The organism is Pirellulales bacterium, assembly GCA_019636335.1.
In the GTDB taxonomy this organism is placed as follows: domain Bacteria; phylum Planctomycetota; class Planctomycetia; order Pirellulales; family JAEUIK01; genus JAHBXR01.
In genome coordinates this window covers 60623-78836 of the sequence record JAHBXR010000006.1, presented here as the reverse complement: position 1 = coordinate 78836, position 18214 = coordinate 60623, and the positions used below count along the sequence as shown (strand labels likewise).

Genomic DNA, 18214 nt, shown 5'->3' with positions numbered 1-18214 from the left:
GCGTTATGCCGCGGCCCTGGCTTACTTGGGGGACAGAATGCACACGATGCGCCGCCCCTGCTGGCTGGCGGGGGCCTCGACCTTCGAGATATCCTCGAGGCTTTCGATGATCTGCTTCACGACGCGCTGGCCTTCTTCGATATGTGCCAACTCGCGACCGCGAAACACGACCGAGATGACGACCTTGTCCTTGTGCTCGAGGAATCCTCGTGCGCGATTGACCTTGGTCTCGATATCGTGCGTATCGGTTTTGGGGCGCACGCGGATCTCTTTGATCTTGCTCTGGTGCGTGTGTCCCTTGTGCTGTCGCTTCTTTTGCTGGTACTTGAACTTGCCGAAGTCCATGATGCGGCATACCGGGGGCCGCTCGGTCGGGGCGACTTCCACCAGATCGAGTTCTGCCTCGCGGGCGAGTCGAATGGCGTCCTCGGTGGGAATAATGCCCAGTTGCTCTCCTTCGGCCGAGATGACCCGCACGGGCGTGATGCGGATCTGCTCGTTGATTCTCTGCGAGCGTTCGATGGCAGGCGTCTCCTAGTGGTCTTAAAATGAGTAACGAGCGTGCCGCGTGGCCGGATCGTCCGGACCTCGGCGGGTGTTCGCCGATGGAGGCCCAGCCTGCCCGGCGACCCACGATCTCTCGCTCGTTGCAAGTCTACGCTGCGCCGGGGGCCGTAACCGCTTCCCGACGTCCCGTTCCCCCCGCCTCATCCAGCGGTCCGGTTCTGGCCGGAAGGACGAGGCCGAAAAATCGGCGCAACAGGGAGTATCGACAGCCACTTGCGGAAAGTCAACTAGAGCTGTCGCAGGCGGGCTTTTAGAAGCGGATTCCCGGCCAAACCCAAGATGCCTCAATTGAAAATCGGGGCCGGATCTGTCATACTCATCCCTCTTCGTCACGGCGCCAAAGGACTGGCCAGCGATTGTTCCTTGCCAAGATCGGTCGATTGCCGACCTGAAACTTCAGCTTGGAGAGGAAATTGCTCGTGGTCTGTTTCCGCGCATGCCTTGTATAAAGGACATGTGGGACAGGATGCCGTGCCGAAGCAGACATCGGTTCGCCGGTTCCCCCAGAACCAAACACGCGGCACGATTGTCTGTGGATAGAGGATAGTGGGTCGGATGGAGCTCCTTGCTACGGCGTGACTTGGTGACTGCCAGTCATTGTCTGTGGTGGATAGAGGATCGGACGGAGCAGTAGCCCAAGCGTACCGCTTGGGTCCATTTGCCCGTCGCGACGCACGCCACGAGGTGTGTCAGTACACCGATGGGCAAGCGTCGCAACAACACGCCCGGGGCGTGGCGCAGCCTGGTTAGCGCGCTTGACTGGGGGTCAAGAGGTCGCAGGTTCAAATCCTGTCGCCCCGATTTCGGCATTCGTTGCCAACGAGGGACAGACAACGCCGAAGCTCTTGCTGCCGCGAGAGTTTCGGCGTTTGTCATTGGATTGCCCGTTGCCAGTCGATGCCAGCGAATGCCCCTCAGAGCCGCCAGAAATGCAGCGCATTTGCAGCGCGGGCTTAGGTTTCGGTGCAGCGCGGGGGAGATCCGTGGCGACGGGATCGCCCATGCGTACCAGCCGCAGCGCGGCGATGGCCTTGGCCTGGTCCTGCAATCCGATATGGGTGTACCGCATCGTCGTCTTGATATCAGAATGTCGCGCCAGCTCCTTGGCCTCCGGCAGCGACGCTCCGTTTCTCAGTAGCTCGGTGATGTAGGTGTGGCGACCAGAGGCGTGGAAATCGGCAATCCCGTCCTCGGTCTCGTAGGGAATTCCCGCCCGTTCGAGATCCTTTCTGACCATCACGTGCGTTTTGCGTTGCTCAATCCGTGGGAAAAGCTTCGCTCCAGGTTGAAGGCTTTTGAGCCAGTCGCTAAGCATCGCAGCCAACTCGGGGTGCAGTGGCAACACGTCCTCGCGACGATGCTTGGACGCAGTGGCTTTAACCGTCAGCGTCGGGGGTTCTGCATTAAGGTTGAAGCTCTTTGCGGTGAGACTTCCAAGCTCTCGTCTGCGTAGGCCCGTCAGGTATGCCATCAAGTAGATCCGGGCACGCTGTTCTCCCGAAAATCGCTGAATGCTAATTCCGCTTGACCGAGCGGATGCTATGAGTGAGGCAACTTCTTCGGCAGACAATGCACGACGCGCGTGACGAACATCCACCGCTTGGTTCAGCCGCGCGACGCCCAGCATTGGATTGGCCAGCAGGCGGCCCGTCGTTAAGCACCAATTGCAGAAAGTGCCGAATGCTTGCAGGTACTGATTGTAGGTTCGGTGTCCCGTGCTCTTCGCTTTGGAGCGGGTACGGAGGTATTTTTGCACCGCCTCAGCGTCGATATCAGCCAACATCTTGATGCCACAGCCATCGACGATCCGGCGTACCTGGCCCATCGTCAGCCGCACATACTGCCGCGAATTGTTCGATAAGCTTTGTTCGAACTCGTCAAGTTGCTCGGCAATTGGAATTGCACGATGGCTGTTTACTCGATCAAGGCTCGCGTCGACCAATCCGGTTCGACGCAGCCTTGCATCAGCTTCAAGCTTGGCTGCAAGCTCCTCGGTTAGCCCCTTGTCGGTAAATCCCTTTGCGGTGCGTCGCTTGTTTCGATGGTCGAGGTACTGAATCGAGTACGGCTCGCCCTTCTTCTTCGATCGCTTGAAAATGGAAGCCATATAGGTGAAACCTTTTACTCCGAGGTGCTGCGCGACCAGGATTCTAGATCCGGACATCCCGCTTCGATCCACGCGTTGATTTCCTCTAATCGCCACCGTGGACTTCGTCCAACGTGGATCGGTCGCGGCAATTTTGCGCCGCTCAGAAGTCTCCAAAGTGTGCGTTTCGACACTTTTAGGATCGTAGCAAGATCATCAGGGGAGATCAGCAGCGAGGCCTGCGGGACGTCATTGTGGGGTGGCGCTGGGCGAATCATGGGGTGGGCTCCGAAGGGGGGGACTTATCGGGGCCATCCGTAGCCTCAAGACCGGACGTCGAGTCAGCGTCGGCATCCCACGGATCAAACCGAAGTGGTGAGGCGGGACGCTGTGATGTTTTACGCCGAGAAGTAGATTTCACCGGGCGTGGGCCGGCGAATTTCAGTTCCTCGGAAGGTGTCCAGGGACGCAGGAGTTGGCAGCGCCAGTCGCGGGGAACAAAGTCTGGAACGCTGGCATCCGGAACAATGAAATCTCGGCCAAAGACTTGTTCGCCTGGAATGGTTGCTGTGTAGCAGCCGCGCGAGCGAACGATGTAGTAGCCGCTCAGGCCGTCTTCAGTTGTGCAAGTCGGCGTGGACATCAGCTCGGAGGACAGTACGGCTTTGCGGACGGCCTCTTGGTGGGATTCGCTCCGGCTTCGGCCTTGAGGCGAGGTGCTGACGCTGGTGGAGACCTGGTCGATCAGCTGGTCACCGAAAAGCGACGACGCCCAGTCTGCCGTCACCGGACATTCCAAGCGACCGATGAACCTGTTTGCCATTAGCCCAAGGAGCTCGTCGGTCTGGTAGGTGCCGTACATTTGCTGGTCGCGGAGGCCAGAAATGCTCTGAAAGGCGATGGCGACGCAGGCCCCTTTGGAGCGGCCCTTTTTCATCAGAGATATAAGCCCGTCTTGCTTGCCCGCCTCTGCGAGTTCATCCCAGATGAACCAGGATCGTCGCTTGAATGAGTCTGGCAGGTTCAGCGTCAGGTCGCAGGCACGTTTAGACATGCAGCGATTGATTGAATCGATGGCCGTGCGACTCGATTCAGAGTTCCCTAGCACCAGGATCATGTCGCTGGTCGTCCACTCCTCGATGGACACTTGCTCCGTCGCCTGTTCCCACGACGCAGCGATAGGTTCTAGTGGAAGGAGCTTGGTGGCTATGGTGGACATGATGTTTGCGACCAAGCGGGGATCATAAAAGTACCGGGCAAGAATCGTCTTCGTTTCAGGGTGCCTCCTAAGTACCCTGCGAAGCAGTTTCGGAGTCGACACAGCGCGCAGCACGTCGGCGAGCTTCCAGTCTACGTTGGAGAGAATGAAGCTCAGCATCACGCCGTAGAGCAAATGGCGGGCAGCGTCTGCGAAGAAGGGCTGACTCTCGTGAACGCGAGGAATCAAAGTGAAGGCGATCTCAATGGCTACGCGAGGCTCGCGGACGTCGCGGGACATGTCCCAGGCCACGCCGCGCTTGTCCCAAGGATTCGTTGTGACGATCTTGGCATTCGGAGCAATGGCACGGAGTAAAGGGAGAATGTTTTGCTTGGCGTCGTAGACCAAGGCTCGAACGTCGCGATTGCCCCCGATCGAACCAAGAACTGACTTCATGAGTAAGAGGAGCAGCAGGCTCTTTCCGCTACCTGGTGCTCCAACCAAGAGAAACCCACCAGTCGCCTCGCGCTCATCCAACTCACCGTTGCCGAAAATGATCTTCGAGCCTGTATTCGTAGTGGTGGTCTGTGCTGCACCGTTCGCGGATCGATGAAAGAATCGCATGAGAGTCCTCAGTTTCGTGCATTCAAGGGTTACTGGGAGGACGAGTGGAGTTGTTCGGCGTCCAGACGCTGCGGCCGTTGGGCCGCGTATGAAACGGGGCGCGACGATCAAGTTCGCGTCCCCTCAAGAGCGATGCCTCACTCTTTCTACGCCGGACGAAGAATGCCGCTGCAACGGACGTGACGACGGCGACGGCGAGAATGGGTAATGCTCCGGCTTGATAGAGCACAAAGTAAAACCAGCACGCGCCCATGAGAAAAACGACCCCAGTCAACGCCAGCCGTGCTAGCCAGAGGCAGGCAACCAGCGGAAAGAGAATCGCGTAGCCGAGTTTTGCGACTGGTCGGACGCTTTCGGGATATGCATCCCAATCGGGTGGCTCGATCATCCAATCCGGTGTCTTTTTGGGTGGTTGATTCATCGTTCAATCTCCAACTTTGGGCTTCGCTTTCGTTCAATTGGTTTGACGATGTCCTCGGCCATAAGCTTTCGCTTAGACTGCGAAATGGCCTTGGCAATTCCGGCTAGCTCTGGTCCTGCGTGGCTCTCGTCGACGTAGAGACGAGTTATCTCGCGAGCGCGGGTTGCCTGGACGTAGGTCATTTCCTGTTCGGTCATCGCGCCGCCTAGCAGCAAATATGCGTTCGCGACGGTTCGACCCTGCATCTTGTGCGTGGTGGCGGCATAGGCCAGTCCCACAGCTTCCGGCTTCAGGCTGCGCAAGGGCACTGTGACGATTGGCTGCATTCGCTTTCCATTGCGACCAATCTGAACCCACTTGTCGAGACGGACGGTGATGCGCTTCGTGAGTGTGTTGATTTTCAAGACGGTTCCTTGATGTCCATTTTCGATTCCGGCCGCTCGGTAAGAGTTATGAAAGAGAATCCTGTCTCCCCGGTAGAGATATCCGTCAGCGACCTTCACTCCTGATGAGGTATCCACCTGACTGAGCTGTTGGCGGATCTGCTGGCACCGAAGATTAAGTGCGTGAGCTTCACGGCGAGTTGAGGTCAAGATTAAGTGTTCGTTTGGAGAAACGGCCCCTCCCGCTTTTGACCAGTCCTCGACAAGCCGGTTCATGGTGTCGACTTTGTTCTTGCCAAGAGTCAGTCGATCGTGCTCGGCATAGAGCTTGAGGGCTGCTTGCCCTTCGCCATCGCGGATCAGAGTGACCGCCTTTTTGTCGACGTCATGACGCTGGCGGCGGTTTTGCGATAGCGTAGGGCCGTTGGTGATTTTGGTAATCCGTCCAAAGGGGCCGCCGGCGCCGATAGGAGAAAGTTGATGCGTGTCGCCGACTAGAATTACCGTGGCCCCGGATTTTCGCGCATGGTGCAACAGTCGCGCTAAAGTCTTTGTGTCAAGCATGCCAGCTTCGTCGAGGATGAGGACGGTTTTGCGGCCAAACTTGAGCTTGGTCGGGAGATAGGTCCTTTTACCGCGTGCGGCGCGGATGAGCTGTCTAACGTCGTGGCGAAGCCGGTCGGTGATCCGCTTCAGGAGCGGCTTATCCAGGTGGTAGAGATAACTGGCGATGGTACGACTTTTGATGTTTGCCTGAGTTGCCAGCTCTTCCTTGGCAATTCCACTCAGCGCGCCGCCGAGGACCTCATAGCCCTCGCGCTCCAGCCCACTACGCACTGCGTCTAAAACGAAGGTCTTTCCCGAACCAGCGACTCCCGAGAGTGTGCGAATTCGAGCTTTATCACTGAGCAGCAAACGGATCGCTTCCTTCTGTTCTGCTGTGGCATGAGGCTTGCCGTCAATCAGCCGTTGGATACTGCGGTCGCTTACTCGAACGCCAGTCGATTCATGGAGATGCTGGGCATCAGCCAGCAGCTTCTTCTCCAGGTTTCGCATCGTGCGTGAAGTAAAGTGTGTATCACCATCTTTCTCCGCAAGCCGTACAATCTCAGGTGAACATGTGAGGTCTCGGTTAATCCGGTGAATGATCTCAATGCCATCGAGGCCAGTATGGCAAAGCCGTTCGCAAACACGTTGAATCAACTGCTGACGAGTGAAGGAGGCACTAGACGCAGTAAGATCAACTATCGATTTTCGAAATGCGTCCCGATATTGATCCGGCTGTTTTCGGACGGAGCGCTCAAGCATGGCCGCAACCTGCTTCGGTCCGAAGCCATGCTTTCGTCCTTCTTCCTCCCATTTGGCATAAAGCTGGTCACGGGGCGGCGTTTGTCTCTTCGCTTGACGAGTCTTGACTTGGGCGGCTGCTTTGGCGTTGGCCGATGCCAATCCTGACAGTGACTTGTCGCCGGCTAAGAACTGCTCAATTTCGTCGTGGCGAGTCGACCATAGGCGGCGTAGTGACTCGGGAATGCCATGTAGCTCCACCCAGCCTCGCGGTTGCTTGTCCTCGTCGAGGACCGGGCGAAGTTCGAGGTTGAGGCGCTTGTTGAGTTCCGCGCTCAGCAGGCAACGAAAAATTGGCCCTAAGGTACGCGTCCATTCAAAGAGCATTCGAGTGTTGACTGCCGACCAGCGGCCATCTTCACCTTGAGCTAGATTGGCGATGAGGCAGTGGCGATGACGGTGCGGCTCGTGTTCAGTGGCCCTGCTCGTTTCATGGTCAAACATGGCCACAACCAGTTTTGATTTGCATTGGATGATGCCGCCGAGCCCACGGCGGCAGAGTGGTAGGTGATCCTCAATACCGTCGAAGAGTAACTTGGCGGCCGCATCGAATGACTCGTCGACACTGGCTCGAATGGTTTCTCCTCCTACGGCGCGGACAATCGTCAGGTCTTGCCAAAGTGTCAGATTGAGGTCCACTCCTGGGCAACGCTCACGGCGTTGGAGCTTTTTGTCCGACGGTTCATCACTGGACGGACCGGCGTCCTCAGGCGATCCTGTATCATTCCTGGGACGGCGTTTTCTCATGAGCGGCCGTTTACTGCTGGGGTCGCATCCGCTCAGCACTGCTACTAATGAGTCGAACGTTGGCGCCCCACGTAGGCCCAAAATCTTGGCCCCTTGGCCATACCACTGTCCTGGTGAGTCGCCCCCTTCGCTGTAGTAGTTAGTTACCTGGGCCGACGTGAAATAGCGGGCTGCATCAGCAGCCCCACCCAATGCTCGAATCGTGGCCACCATTTCGCCTACCCCCCCCTCTCCCACCAACGATCGCGGAAAATGACGACGGCGGACGGAAACGGAGCGGCGGAAGTGGCGCTGCTGAAACGAAGGCGCTTGCGCAGAAAGCGCACCTCCTCCTTAGTGGCATATTCCTGGCACCAAGCCGTATCGGTCCGTGCTGGAACAAGGCATACGACGGTCGCTCCAGCCAAGGACGACTCGAACGCCTTCTTCATCCAACGGCCAATCTCCCTGCCGTAAGGCGGATTCATCCAACAGATCGCGTTCCACTCCTGTCGCAACCCGTCCACCTCAGGCGTGAAGTACATTGAGCATTTGGCATTGGACGGCAGTGCGCAGACATCGAGGGTAAAATGGAACTCGGCATCAAGACGATCGAAAAACCATTGTGGAGTTTCCCAATTCGGCGACTTGCTGCTGTACATTCCACGATTGAGTGGCATGACGAGACTCCGGCATGTCTGGATCTATCGAGTGATGTTTGTTTGAACGACGGCTTTGGCATCGTCGGCGGAAAGGTTACCCGTCAGGGTAAGGATTGCGTACAGGGATCGTGCTTGGTTCAGGGAAAACGCTTCCTGGCGGGACAGGATGCGGGCGACAGCTTGCTCGATATCGGAGAGCCGTTCGTTAAGCGACTCGTGCTCCGTCGCGTACAGATTGGCCTGCACCACTCCCCTCACCCACTCCCCGCGCGAGACACCGAAGCGAGAACGTGATTGATCGAGGAGTCGCAGCAGATCTTCGTCCGCGCGAAAGCTGACGGTCTCAGTTCGTTTGCGAGGCATGATGGAATGTCTACGCTTTGTAGACGTGTTTTACTTCAATCGGGTCAATGACTTGGAGTTCTTCTACCTGCATGGCGTGGGCACCTTGTGCAATGGTGCGTCTCAAAAGTCAAGCAAGTGTTTTTTTCAGTGTAGTGGGATGAATGATGTTCGGTGTTTAGGAAAGTGCCCCGTGACTTAGTCCCGTCACGGGGGGAATTGAAGCAGGGACTCAATCTTCGTCGGGCAGCCTGATCGGAATGAATTGCCTCCCGCCAACGCCCGGCGCAGTAATGGCGCGAAGCAACGCGCGCTTACCTTCAGCTTCGTCGTCATGCAGGATCGTAATAACCTGCTCTCCGTGATCGCCTGGCCCAGTATCGGCCCGAAGCACGAACGATTTAGGTCCAAGGTCGTCGTTCTGAACAAGAACGGTGAACTTGATCGTGGTCGTTCCCGGAGCTGATTGGCGAGCCGCATGCGCGAGCATGGAGAGGACATCCCAAGCTCGGCCCTTTACGTCCTGCCATGGGCAGGCCGCCGGCTCCGCAATGCATTGCTCAAAGACCGAGCGGGTAACAGCGACCTCGACGTGAATGCCGGCCTCTCGTGTTAGCTCTGGACAGAGTCGAACAAGCACGCCGTCATTGATTGCTTCTTCTCGGGTGTACTCATGAATTGTTTCCATGTTTAGTTCCTCCTTGTCTGTTTTGATAAAGGCCGTCCAAAGCCGCCGGAGCCCCCAACGAGAAGGGGCGCAGGCGGCCGGGCGACCAATGGACTTAAAACGCGTCCCGCCCTTCTGCGGCAAGCAGGTGCTCGCGCCCCGTCACAAACTTCTGGGCCAGTCGCACGGCCTCGGCCAGTAGGGCCAGGTCCCCAAGGCCTGAGAAGCTCGTGGAGTCCTTCCACGTTTCGCCATCCTTGTACCGGCGAGCAATCTGCGTGTTGAACCAGGTGCGTCCGTTGTCGCTCTGGTTCTCCCAAATCGACAAGTGGATATGCCCCACGTTGATTGAGTACGCCGGCGTGTTTCCAGCTCGATCATTTGTTCCCATTTTTATTCTCCTTCGTAAAACAGTGGCCGCGTTGTGCTGCCACGAACAGCACGATCGTGCCACGGTGCGGGCGGTAAGTCTTTGTGCTGGATCTTCTAAATCGTGAAGGCTGTGAGTTCACTTGGCCTGTGGACACCATGGACAGTGCCGAAGCTTCCGATAAAACATGTGCCTTGTGTCATTGCGGCAACTGATTAGTTCACGCTCAAACTCGGAAAGTAGTGTGATCCATTCATGCGGCGGGGTGCGCTGCTGCGGATTCTTATGCCCATTCACGAACGTGCGAGTGAAGGTCTTGCGAATGGCATCCGAAACAGTGTCCATTGGTATCGCTCCTGGGAGCGGCTGTGATGCAGGAGCTGATCGCAGGTTGAGAAGTCGATGGATTGGAGACCGGCTTGCATGCGGATAGAGCCCCATCGATATCCGACCACAAATGTCCGGCGGGAATGCGCCGAACAGCTGTTTGTTCAAGACTCCATCAAACGGATGTGTGCCGAGCAGCAGGCAGCGAAAGATCAGAACGGCCAGGCTAAAGCTGACGTGACTTGCATCGGCAAAGCGAGGCGTACGAGCACTAACCAGCGCCTCTGGTGGCGCCACATCGGGTGTAATGGCATTGCACGGAAACGCCCCTTCTGAAGTGCGAAGCTGGAATGAAGCCGCGTCGATGAGTGTTACCCACGCGTCTGAGCAAACGCGCACGTTCGTGGCGGACAGATCGACGGGGAGGATGTCCTTCTGGACCAGCCAGGTAACTACCTTTGCAAGATTCAATGCTGCTCGCACGAACTCCCGATAGTTCCATTTCGGGAAGAGCCTTGATCGAAGCGGCGTGAACAATTCTTCTAGTGACAACGTGTTCCGGCAGTAGTAGCTCGTGAACCCTTTGACTTCTCCGTTCATACTTAGTAGCTGGTCGGGGAACGCGACAGCTGGCCGTGTCCACCCCAGTGGCGTCGGAGCGATTCGACGGAGCACCACAAGCTTACGTGCGTACGCCTTCGGCTCGCGGATGATGAGAATTGCTCGACCATCGCGCACGTGAAAGTCAGACTCTCCACCGCTGTCCTGCGGCGGCTCATCAATGCACAGCTTTTTGCCCGATGGATACAGGATATACGTCGGCATGAGTCATGCTCTCCTAACTGCGACTGCCAAGGCGCAGTCGTCATCCGTGTGTCTACGGAGAGACTCCGACCCCAGTAGAGAGTGGACTGCATTGGTTGCGTCCCGGTGCGATCGCGACGCGATGCCGATAAGTGGTTCGACGAAGGGACGAAACGGCACAGTGCAAACCGAGTCCTTGTCGGAACGCGGAGTTCGTTCGAGTGCCAAATGCTCTAGGCCATCGGACATCGCGATCACTGCGGTGATGCGATCTCGAATCACTACAGAGCGGACATTATTTCGCCAGTCGGCATCCGTGAGGAAAAACGTCTCGTTCGCGAAGATCCCATGATGCGGCTCGGTGAGAACACGGGTAAGGCCTTTGGCGTTGCGGATGATCGTCGCACCGTCGCCTACGTGGACCGCAGCGACCTGAGTTGGTGTTGCAACCAGGGCAATCAATGTGGAGGCGAACTCGGTCTGATCAATTCCTCGACGAGCCGCGAGCATTGCAAGCTGACTAGCAGACGCGTCGAGCGACCCTAGCAGGTACTCAATCAGGTGATTTCGCCCCAGCGACGAAACGACACTGGGAATCAGCTCTGACATCACTGCCTTGCACGCCAACCTTGCACCGAGCCTAGCGTGCTTCGCTGATCCTGCTCCATCGGCGAGCACAATTCTGAGCACAGGGCCGTTAACACGGGCGAGTACTGCGTCCTGGCACGGCGTCTCTGACACAGTGTGCGAGGATCCACATACTGCCTGTGCCGTGCAGTACCACAACGGATTCAGTGACAGCGGTTTCATTGGTAGCTCAACGTCCGTTTGTTATCGACCACTCGTGGCTGAGACGGAGATGAATTTGACGAGCCGCTTCCAGTCTGCAACCGATTGAACCAGTACTGGAGCCGTTGGAAAGCCAATGCCGCTGAGTGAAGCCAGCGATTCAGAGTCCCCGGCGGCGACGATGAGAGTGAGCATTGGCCGAGAGGGATTCGCTACTGTGCGAAGTCGCTCTAGCGAGGCGGCGAGGGCCGCCTCTTCGCCATTTGCCAGGCCATCGCTCATAATCGCGAGCACCGGTCGGTTCGAGGTCCGCCCCTGCTGATTCTGCTCCCACAGGAATTTCTCCAACGAGTCAAGTGACGACTCGATTGCCTCACCAAGGTGCGTACGGCCTGCGGGCTGAATTAACGGAGGTTCCCACTGAGACGCTGGCATATAGTCGCTCTGCGATACTGACTCGTTGAACAGGTTCAACCCGATGTAAGTGTTGCTGCCGCCAAACGCATCGCTGCTCAGGCATGTTTTCAAATGGCCAAGGCCAATCTGGGCGAGATCTGCCTTGCTGACCTCGCCTTGATGCGGTGACACATTCATGGATCCGGAACGGTCGAGCGTGAAGTTGATAACGCTGATCTTGCTGTTGTTGGTGTTGAACTCGATATCGTTGGTGTTGTGACGTGGAAACATCTGTTCGTCCTTTGAGCTTGAGTAATGGTTGGGGACGGTAAGTTATCGTTGGGAGCGATAGGGACCGAAGGGCGTCCCGAGCTTTCCGCAGTGCTTGACCAACAGCGGCTCGGTCGCGTCGTCGGCCATTAGGATGAGCATGCCAGGGTGGATTGCCGACTCCGCAGGACCGTCAGCGCGCTTCGGGAAGCGAACCAATTGTCGCATCAACACCAGTGGATAGTCGGCCACCTTGGTAAACCAAGTCGCAGTCGGTTGCAGTGGCATAAGTAGAATCGCGGTCACTAGTTCCCCTTCGCTATGGCGAATGACGGTTGCGTCGAGGCACAATTCCACGCAATCCAGTGTGGCTTGAACGATCACTTGCTGAGCGGAGCGGTCCGGAATACCGATAACGACGTCCGGGACGGCATCCTCGGGTGGGAAAGCTGCAAGAATGTCCGACAACTGGAGCGAGTCGTCGCGCAGAATGGATGTTCGTGGGCGTGGCGGCGTATTTCCCCGGAGCAACCGCTGCGCCGATCTGATTGTCAACTCGGCCAGTGCGGCAGGAGAAGCTTCCGGTCCATGTTTCGCGTCAAGCAGAGCCCGTAACTCGGCCTTCCGCTCGGCCAACAGGATATATGTTTGCGCGGTCCGGGCAGTTAGACCGCTTACGATGGAAAAGTTGTCTTTTAGCCACGCTAGCCAGGTTCCTGGTCGCACTTGCAGTCGAGCAGCAAGCAGCGATTCTCCTGCATCAATCGCGTGTTGAAATGCCTCAGACTGTGCTCGTAGGCAAGCACGATGAGACTCGATGATGCGCTCCCGGAGTTCGAGCAAGCTGCCGCTCTCGTGGATTGTGTCAGAGGCAACTAGATCCAGTGGAGCGTGATGGTGAGGTGCAATGTTGCAGTCGGAAGCGCTGGGTGTCCGGCGATTCACTCGCATCGATAGATTCCTTCGTTCAGTGCTTGGAGGCTTCGCCGTGCACTCACGGCCCGATAGCTGGTGGTTGTGGGGGAGCTTGGCATCGGCTGGCGGCCGTTGTCAGCAATCTGCCCCACTGCTCTATCCGTAAAGGACGTAGCGCTGCGCAAAAAAAAATAACGTGCCGTGGAAACGACAAAGGAAGGCACCTCTTATGCCTAGGGCCATGATGCTCCGGCCCTGGTAAAATGAACTCCGTCCCATTCGATGCCCGCCGCGAAAAGCAGAGGCAAATATTTTCAGGAAAGGCGCGACCCTGAACGGCCGGCGTGCGTACTATCCTGCGTCAGACAGCGACTTTGCAGAATTTCGCATCGACTCAGCTTGTCAATCAGTTTATTTGGAGGCAGTTATGGCGAAGAAAGACGTGCCGGAACAACAGGCGTTATCCTCCGATGACTTGCTTGACCAGCGGATCGTCAGGATTTGCGAGTATTTTTTCGAACACTGCAGGGCCATCGCAGCAAAGCGCCTCGGGAAAAAATTTCAGCGACGAACGTCCCCGGATTCGGTTGTGCGATCGGCCCAGGCAAGCCTAATCCGAGATGCCAGATTAGGACGGCTAACTGATCGTACTGACTTGGAACTTGTACAGGCCTTGTTTAGGAAGGTTCGAGACAAGTCGATTGACGCTTATCGACAGCACATGGCCGAATGCCGAAGTGTCGACAAGGAGGTGCACAACACAACTGTAGTGCACCCCTCTCGCGAAAGTGATCCATCGGAGATTGCTATCGCACGCGAGATGGCCGAACAGGTCATGCAGGACTACTCCCACGACGACAACGCAATCCGACGTGACGCATGTCTGGCGTGGTTCATGTCGATGGATGGCGCTGAAAGCATCCGCACATCCTTGCTAGCCGTGTACGGATCAGCCACTCCGAGTGTCCGGACAGTTGGTTTATACATAAAGCATGCCAAAGCCCGATTCATCGAACTGCTTGGCGATTCGAAGGCCGGATGACTCGTGTTCGTCCGCCGAGAGAGGCGATCATGGAGTGGGACGAGATCACAAGTGCGTCAGAGCTGGACTTACTGATCAAGTATGTCGAGCAGTACGAGGTTGACTTAAGACAAGGAGTGGACCCAAGTCCTCTGCTTGAGAGCTGGCCAAATCCAAGAACCCTGCCGGCACTGATGATCGAATTGCTTCTCGTAGAAGCAGACATGCGCCATTGGAACATGGAATGGTTCCAGCAAAAGCTTGAGATCGCGAGTCAGGATGCTATTGAATTTGCGCAGCGATTCTGCCAGAGGTTTTGTGACGAGGCTCTCAAGTCTCGCTCCGCTCCAACTTGGGACGAGATTGGCCCCTGCGCACAGAAGGTGGGCATCAGCAGTGTGCGGTGTGGCGGCGAGGCGTACGGGCTGGGCGACGTAATCTTGGACAAATACACCCTGGTGGAGAGGATTGGCGCCGGGCAATTTGGCGCCGTGTTCCGCGCTCGGACACATGACGGGCAACCGGACGTTGCAATAAAGATCCCGTTGCGTGATAGTAATGGGTCCATCGCGCGTACTTCCTGTTTGATCGCTCGTGAGGCAGAGGCCATAAGTGCCATGGCCGGTGCGGGGGTGCCTGCCTTTTTAGCATTAGCTCCAAACGAGCCAGCGCCGGCACTTGTGATGGAGCTGATTCGTGGCGAGTCGCTGCGAACAATTCTTAATCAAGGGCGCGTACATCCCTACTGGGCAGCGCGCTGGACGGCGACGCTTGCTCGCGTGGCGGAGCGGGCACACCGAAATGGTTGGCTTCACCGTGACATCAAACCAGAGAACATTGTAATTACGGCCGACGGAGCCCCGATCCTCCTTGATTATGGCTTCGCACTGGATGAGGCGTCGCAGTTCTCAGCAAATGTCGACCATGGATTCTCGGCTCCCTATGTTGCGCCTGAGGTGCTTGGCGCGTCCCCATCTTCACTTGACGGTCGGGTAGACGTGTGGGCATTAGGGGCGGTGCTGTACGAGATGTTGAGCGGTCAACGCTATCGGCCGGTGACGAACGTTGAGGAAGCCATGGCGGCAAGTATGGCGTCACTAGAAAGCGCTCCGTTCGTCCAGCTTGCGGAGTTCGTTCCACAATCGATTATCGTGGCGTGCATCCATAGTTTGGCACCGGATCCTAACCGACGATATGCGACTGCCCTGGAGTTCGCCATAGCACTGGAATCGGCGATTGCGAGTGTTGAGGATGATACCCCAGCGATCGAAGGCAGGGAGTCCAATCGAACACTCGCTGCTTGGCGGCTAGGCGTCACGCTTGGAAGATCACACCGCGAGCTACTGAAAGTTCTCGCCCTAGCAGATGCGATTCCTGCCATTAGTGGTCGGGATGAGGCGTCACAGAAGCGTCGGGAAGATCTGTTACGCGCTGCGGCTTTGAAAAGCGCACATTTTGCAGCGGTCCTTTCCGACGCAAATGGCTTGGCCGCAACATTAGGGCTTGAGCAGACATTCGGTCCGGCAATTGCAAAGATGCTCAGCGTATCTCCGGGCACGCTGACGTGGCGCGAACGCTTGGAGATTTCGGTGAGTAGGTTGCGGCGCCGCCTCTCGCGCTGGCTTTCAGCTGGCCGTGGCAAGATCGATGAATACGGGTTTGGCCCATACGAATCTACTGTCGAATCCGCAATGGAGACGCTACATATCGACGAGGTGCTAGCGATTGCGAATAGGGCGCGGCACGGCAGGTCCACTGTAGCAGCGCAAAATGTCGGTTACTTTGAAAAGGCACGGCTCTTTCAATTGTGTGTCGCGGATCTTTATCAGGCTGTGTACGAGCAACTAAAGGGGCAGAAGGCATCGGACGCGGAGTGGCTCCGGCTTGGGTTCGTCGTCACCGTCGCCCCTGACATCGCCAAATTCGACGAGTCACTTGAGGAGATCGCCAGTAATATCGGTTGCCCTCATGAATACTACGAGCGGCTGTTCAGTTCGATGGCCACTTCTGCAAGTAGTCAGGAGATCGAGCTCGAAAGTGCTCGGTCGACTAAGCTTATTGAACGTTACCTGGCGAGCGGGACGAAAGTGTGACGCAGACTTGTGGCCCTGCGTCTGGCCATGCGTTGTACATCCGCAGTTACACGCTCCGGATGATTCTACTCAACTCCTTCGCTAGAACCTCATTCTGCTGCCGGTGCGCGAGCCACTGGTCGTAGAACTCGGTGGGTAGGTCCAGTTCAAGAACGGGGACGCTGTCCTTGCGACCGGCCGGAGAAACGCAGTGGAACGAAGGCACATGATAATCCATGACCACCTCGCTCCACGAGCGATCTTCGTGTTCGTACCAACCCACGAGTCCCGCCCGGCACCAGAGACTTAAGGGGTGTCCGTCGGGCACTTCAATGAGCAGGTGATATGTGTGGTGGAACCTGCCGTCCAATGCGTCGAGGACCGAGTCAGCGCTCGCCAATCGAAACAATACCGCTCGCATTGCTCAACCTCCAACAAAACCCAGTATCAGGACGACACGTGCCGTCCTCATTTAGGTTCTGGTGGAACTTGCTGGTCGAGCGAGTATGGCACAGAGCCGAGCGATAAGCTAACACTGAAAAGTGCGACCGTCGAATTTGAAAGGCGACGCGTTCATGCTTCTGGATAGTGTTTCCGAAGCCACTCCCTTATGGCGGTTTCGATAATCCCTTGCCGTGTGTCCGGTGTCGCCTTCTTGAGCTTCTGACGGAGAGCCGCTTCACTGAGCCGTTGGTTGGTATCGCGGCGGAGCCTGGTGGTGACGTTTTCCAGTGGGGACTCGGCAGCTGTCGAGGGTCGGGACGCCACATTCTTAGAGCGAGCGTAATTGATTACCGTATTGGACTTGCGCATTCTGGCGATGGTGGGTAATGTCCGCGTTTATGGACGTGGATCAAGTTCAGAACGAGTGCCCCGGGTGTGCCGAGCTGCGGGGAGAAGTCGATACGCTGCGCGAGCAGGTCGCCAGGCTCTCGGCCGCGCTGGAGGAAGCGCTGCGCCGCGGCAAGCGACAAGCGGCGCCATTTTCGAAGGGCCCGCCGTTGGAAGAGCCCAAGCCGCCGGGCCGTCGCTCGGGCAAGCGTCACGGTCCGCACGCGCATCGCAGCGTACCACCGCGAATCGACGAGACGTATGACGCGCCGCTGCCGCCGAACTGCCCGCACTGCGCCAGTTCGCAACTCGGCGAGACGCACGTCGCGGTGCAGTACCAGACCGAGATTCCGCGGAGGGTGATCTATCGCCAGTTCAACGTGCATGTCGGCGCCTGCCACGACTGCGGCCGCCCGGTCGCAGGCCGTCACGCCTTGCAGACCAGTTCGGCCCGCGGCGCCGCGGCCAGTCAACTTGGTCCCCAGGTGCATGCCCTGCTGGCGGTCCTCAACAAAGAGTTGGGCCTGTCGCACGGCAAGAGCGTGAAGCTGCTCGGGACACTGTTTCCTGAGCTGCGTCTGGCCCGGGCGACCAGCGTGCGTTCGATGTTGCGGACATCGCAGCGTTGCGCTTTGGCCTACGAACAATTGCGCAGGGACGTGCGCGGCGCGGCGGAGGTCGCGCCCGACGAGACGGGCTGGCGCGTCGGCGGCCGCCTGGCCTGGCTGCACGCCTTTGTCAGTCAGCGTGCGACGTGTTATGTGATCGATCGCACGCGGAGCCACGAACCGGCCGAACAACTGCTGGGGCTGGACTGGTCGGGGACGCTGGTGCACGACGGCTGGAGCGTGTACGACCGCTTTACACGGGCGCTTCATCAGCAATGCCTGCGGCACTTGCAGCGGCGTTGCCAGGAACTGCTGGAAACAGCCGTGCGTGGCGCCGTGCGCTTGCCGCGCGCCGTATTGGCGATCGTCGATCGCGCGTTCGCGCTGCGTCGCGCATGGCGCGGCCATCGCCTTAGCGGCGACGAACTGGCCGAGCGGGGCCTGGACCTGGCAGCCGAACTGGAACAGTTGGCCGACGGGCGCTTCACCTGCGAACCGAATCGCCGGCTGGCCCAGCATATCTTGAATCACGCCATGCACTGGTTCTGGTTCCTGATCGATCCGACGATTCAAGCCACCAATCATTGGGCCGAGCGGGCCATCCGGCCGGCGGTGGTCAATCGAAAGGTCTGGGGCGGCTGCCGCACTTGGCCAGGTGCCCAGGCGCAAAGTATCCTGATGTCGGTCATTCGCACCTGTCAGCAACGCGCCATCGAGCCCTTCGACTTCCTCCGCGACACGCTCGGCAAAACCCAACCGCACGTCATCCCCGCTTGAGACGGTAATCA

At 57.7% G+C, this 18214-nt stretch carries 18 protein-coding genes and 1 tRNA gene; 4 read left to right on the top strand and 15 right to left on the bottom strand.

Annotated features, from left to right (window positions below; translation table 11 throughout):
- Positions 1-21 precede the first annotated feature (21 nt).
- Positions 22-522, bottom strand: coding sequence for a translation initiation factor IF-3 (infC, locus tag KF708_08025; GenBank protein ID MBX3412619.1), 501 nt, complete (start codon positions 520-522; stop codon positions 22-24).
- 771 nt (positions 523-1293) lie between these two features.
- Between infC and KF708_08020 the strand changes: the two genes are divergently transcribed.
- Positions 1294-1368: transfer RNA gene (locus KF708_08020), tRNA-Pro, on the top strand.
- Here KF708_08020 and KF708_08015 read toward each other — a convergent pair.
- From KF708_08015 to KF708_07955, 13 genes are all read right to left on the bottom strand, one after another.
- Entirely contained in the window at positions 1334-2674 is a 1341-nt protein-coding gene (locus tag KF708_08015; protein ID MBX3412618.1) for a site-specific integrase, read from the bottom strand. The genes KF708_08020 and KF708_08015 overlap by 35 nt on opposite strands.
- 14 nt (positions 2675-2688) lie before the next feature.
- Positions 2689-2931, bottom strand: a complete 243-nt coding sequence (locus tag KF708_08010; protein ID MBX3412617.1) for a helix-turn-helix domain-containing protein — start codon at positions 2929-2931, stop codon at positions 2689-2691.
- Positions 2928-4475 (bottom strand): type IV secretion system DNA-binding domain-containing protein, encoded by a 1548-nt coding sequence (locus tag KF708_08005; GenBank protein MBX3412616.1) that lies wholly within the window; start codon positions 4473-4475, stop codon positions 2928-2930. The genes KF708_08010 and KF708_08005 overlap by 4 nt, the downstream gene beginning before the upstream one ends.
- A 22-nt stretch (positions 4476-4497) precedes the next feature.
- Positions 4498-4896: a hypothetical protein gene (locus KF708_08000; GenBank protein MBX3412615.1), complete on the bottom strand. Its 399-nt coding sequence runs from the start codon at positions 4894-4896 to the stop codon at positions 4498-4500.
- Positions 4893-7586, bottom strand: coding sequence for a relaxase domain-containing protein (locus tag KF708_07995; protein ID MBX3412614.1), 2694 nt, complete (start codon positions 7584-7586; stop codon positions 4893-4895). The genes KF708_08000 and KF708_07995 overlap by 4 nt, the downstream gene beginning before the upstream one ends.
- Positions 7587-7591: 5 nt before the next feature.
- A complete protein-coding gene (locus KF708_07990; GenBank protein MBX3412613.1) occupies positions 7592-8032 on the bottom strand; it encodes a hypothetical protein in 441 nt (146 codons plus the stop codon).
- 24 nt (positions 8033-8056) lie between these two features.
- Positions 8057-8377, bottom strand: coding sequence for a hypothetical protein (locus KF708_07985; protein ID MBX3412612.1), 321 nt, complete (start codon positions 8375-8377; stop codon positions 8057-8059).
- Between the two features lie 211 nt (positions 8378-8588).
- Positions 8589-9044 (bottom strand): hypothetical protein, encoded by a 456-nt coding sequence (locus KF708_07980; GenBank protein ID MBX3412611.1) that lies wholly within the window; start codon positions 9042-9044, stop codon positions 8589-8591.
- 94 nt (positions 9045-9138) lie between these two features.
- Positions 9139-9414 carry a hypothetical protein gene (locus tag KF708_07975; GenBank protein MBX3412610.1) on the bottom strand — a complete coding sequence of 92 codons (276 nt, stop codon included), beginning with the start codon at positions 9412-9414 and terminating at the stop codon, positions 9139-9141.
- A gap of 117 nt (positions 9415-9531) precedes the next feature.
- Positions 9532-10545 (bottom strand): hypothetical protein, encoded by a 1014-nt coding sequence (locus KF708_07970; GenBank protein ID MBX3412609.1) that lies wholly within the window; start codon positions 10543-10545, stop codon positions 9532-9534.
- Positions 10546-10548: 3 nt separating this feature from the next.
- A complete protein-coding gene (locus KF708_07965) occupies positions 10549-11265 on the bottom strand; it encodes a protein phosphatase 2C domain-containing protein (GenBank protein MBX3412608.1) in 717 nt (238 codons plus the stop codon).
- A 90-nt stretch (positions 11266-11355) separates the two neighbouring features.
- Positions 11356-12000 carry a hypothetical protein gene (locus KF708_07960; protein MBX3412607.1) on the bottom strand — a complete coding sequence of 215 codons (645 nt, stop codon included), beginning with the start codon at positions 11998-12000 and terminating at the stop codon, positions 11356-11358.
- A 42-nt stretch (positions 12001-12042) separates the two neighbouring features.
- Complete coding sequence (locus KF708_07955) at positions 12043-12822, bottom strand: hypothetical protein (protein ID MBX3412606.1); 780 nt, start codon at positions 12820-12822, stop codon at positions 12043-12045.
- A 499-nt stretch (positions 12823-13321) separates the two neighbouring features.
- Here KF708_07955 and KF708_07950 point away from each other — a divergent pair, with 499 nt between their 5' ends.
- Positions 13322-13936: a hypothetical protein gene (locus KF708_07950; GenBank protein ID MBX3412605.1), complete on the top strand. Its 615-nt coding sequence runs from the start codon at positions 13322-13324 to the stop codon at positions 13934-13936.
- Between the two features lie 29 nt (positions 13937-13965).
- Positions 13966-16008 carry a serine/threonine protein kinase gene (locus KF708_07945; protein ID MBX3412604.1) on the top strand — a complete coding sequence of 681 codons (2043 nt, stop codon included), beginning with the start codon at positions 13966-13968 and terminating at the stop codon, positions 16006-16008.
- A 46-nt stretch (positions 16009-16054) separates the two neighbouring features.
- Here KF708_07945 and KF708_07940 read toward each other — a convergent pair whose 3' ends face one another.
- Positions 16055-16408, bottom strand: coding sequence for a hypothetical protein (locus KF708_07940; protein ID MBX3412603.1), 354 nt, complete (start codon positions 16406-16408; stop codon positions 16055-16057).
- A gap of 421 nt (positions 16409-16829) precedes the next feature.
- Between KF708_07940 and KF708_07935 the strand changes: the two genes are divergently transcribed.
- The gene (locus tag KF708_07935; protein ID MBX3412602.1) at positions 16830-18203 is read left to right on the top strand and encodes an IS66 family transposase; all 1374 of its coding nucleotides are present in this window, start codon (positions 16830-16832) and stop codon (positions 18201-18203) included.
- The last annotated feature ends 11 nt before the right edge of the window (positions 18204-18214 follow it).

Bases quoted from the DNA above. Each gene is read 5' to 3' on its own strand.
- KF708_08005 (MBX3412616.1), bottom strand. From the start codon at position 4,475: ATGCGATTCTTTCATCGATCCGCGAACGGTGCAGCACAGACCACCACT.
- KF708_07960 (MBX3412607.1), bottom strand. From the start codon at position 12,000: ATGTTTCCACGTCACAACACCAACGATATCGAGTTCAACACCAACAAC.
- KF708_07980 (MBX3412611.1), bottom strand. From the start codon at position 9,044: ATGGAAACAATTCATGAGTACACCCGAGAAGAAGCAATCAATGACGGC.
- KF708_07970 (MBX3412609.1), bottom strand. From the start codon at position 10,545: ATGCCGACGTATATCCTGTATCCATCGGGCAAAAAGCTGTGCATTGAT.
- KF708_07945 (MBX3412604.1), top strand. From the start codon at position 13,966: ATGGAGTGGGACGAGATCACAAGTGCGTCAGAGCTGGACTTACTGATC.
- KF708_08015 (MBX3412618.1), bottom strand. From the start codon at position 2,674: ATGGCTTCCATTTTCAAGCGATCGAAGAAGAAGGGCGAGCCGTACTCG.
- KF708_08010 (MBX3412617.1), bottom strand. From the start codon at position 2,931: ATGATTCGCCCAGCGCCACCCCACAATGACGTCCCGCAGGCCTCGCTG.
- KF708_07990 (MBX3412613.1), bottom strand. From the start codon at position 8,032: ATGCCACTCAATCGTGGAATGTACAGCAGCAAGTCGCCGAATTGGGAA.
- KF708_07950 (MBX3412605.1), top strand. From the start codon at position 13,322: ATGGCGAAGAAAGACGTGCCGGAACAACAGGCGTTATCCTCCGATGAC.
- KF708_07940 (MBX3412603.1), bottom strand. From the start codon at position 16,408: ATGCGAGCGGTATTGTTTCGATTGGCGAGCGCTGACTCGGTCCTCGAC.
- KF708_07975 (MBX3412610.1), bottom strand. From the start codon at position 9,414: ATGGGAACAAATGATCGAGCTGGAAACACGCCGGCGTACTCAATCAAC.
- KF708_07935 (MBX3412602.1), top strand. From the start codon at position 16,830: ATGGACGTGGATCAAGTTCAGAACGAGTGCCCCGGGTGTGCCGAGCTG.
- KF708_07995 (MBX3412614.1), bottom strand. From the start codon at position 7,586: ATGGTGGCCACGATTCGAGCATTGGGTGGGGCTGCTGATGCAGCCCGC.
- KF708_08000 (MBX3412615.1), bottom strand. From the start codon at position 4,896: ATGAATCAACCACCCAAAAAGACACCGGATTGGATGATCGAGCCACCC.
- KF708_07985 (MBX3412612.1), bottom strand. From the start codon at position 8,377: ATGCCTCGCAAACGAACTGAGACCGTCAGCTTTCGCGCGGACGAAGAT.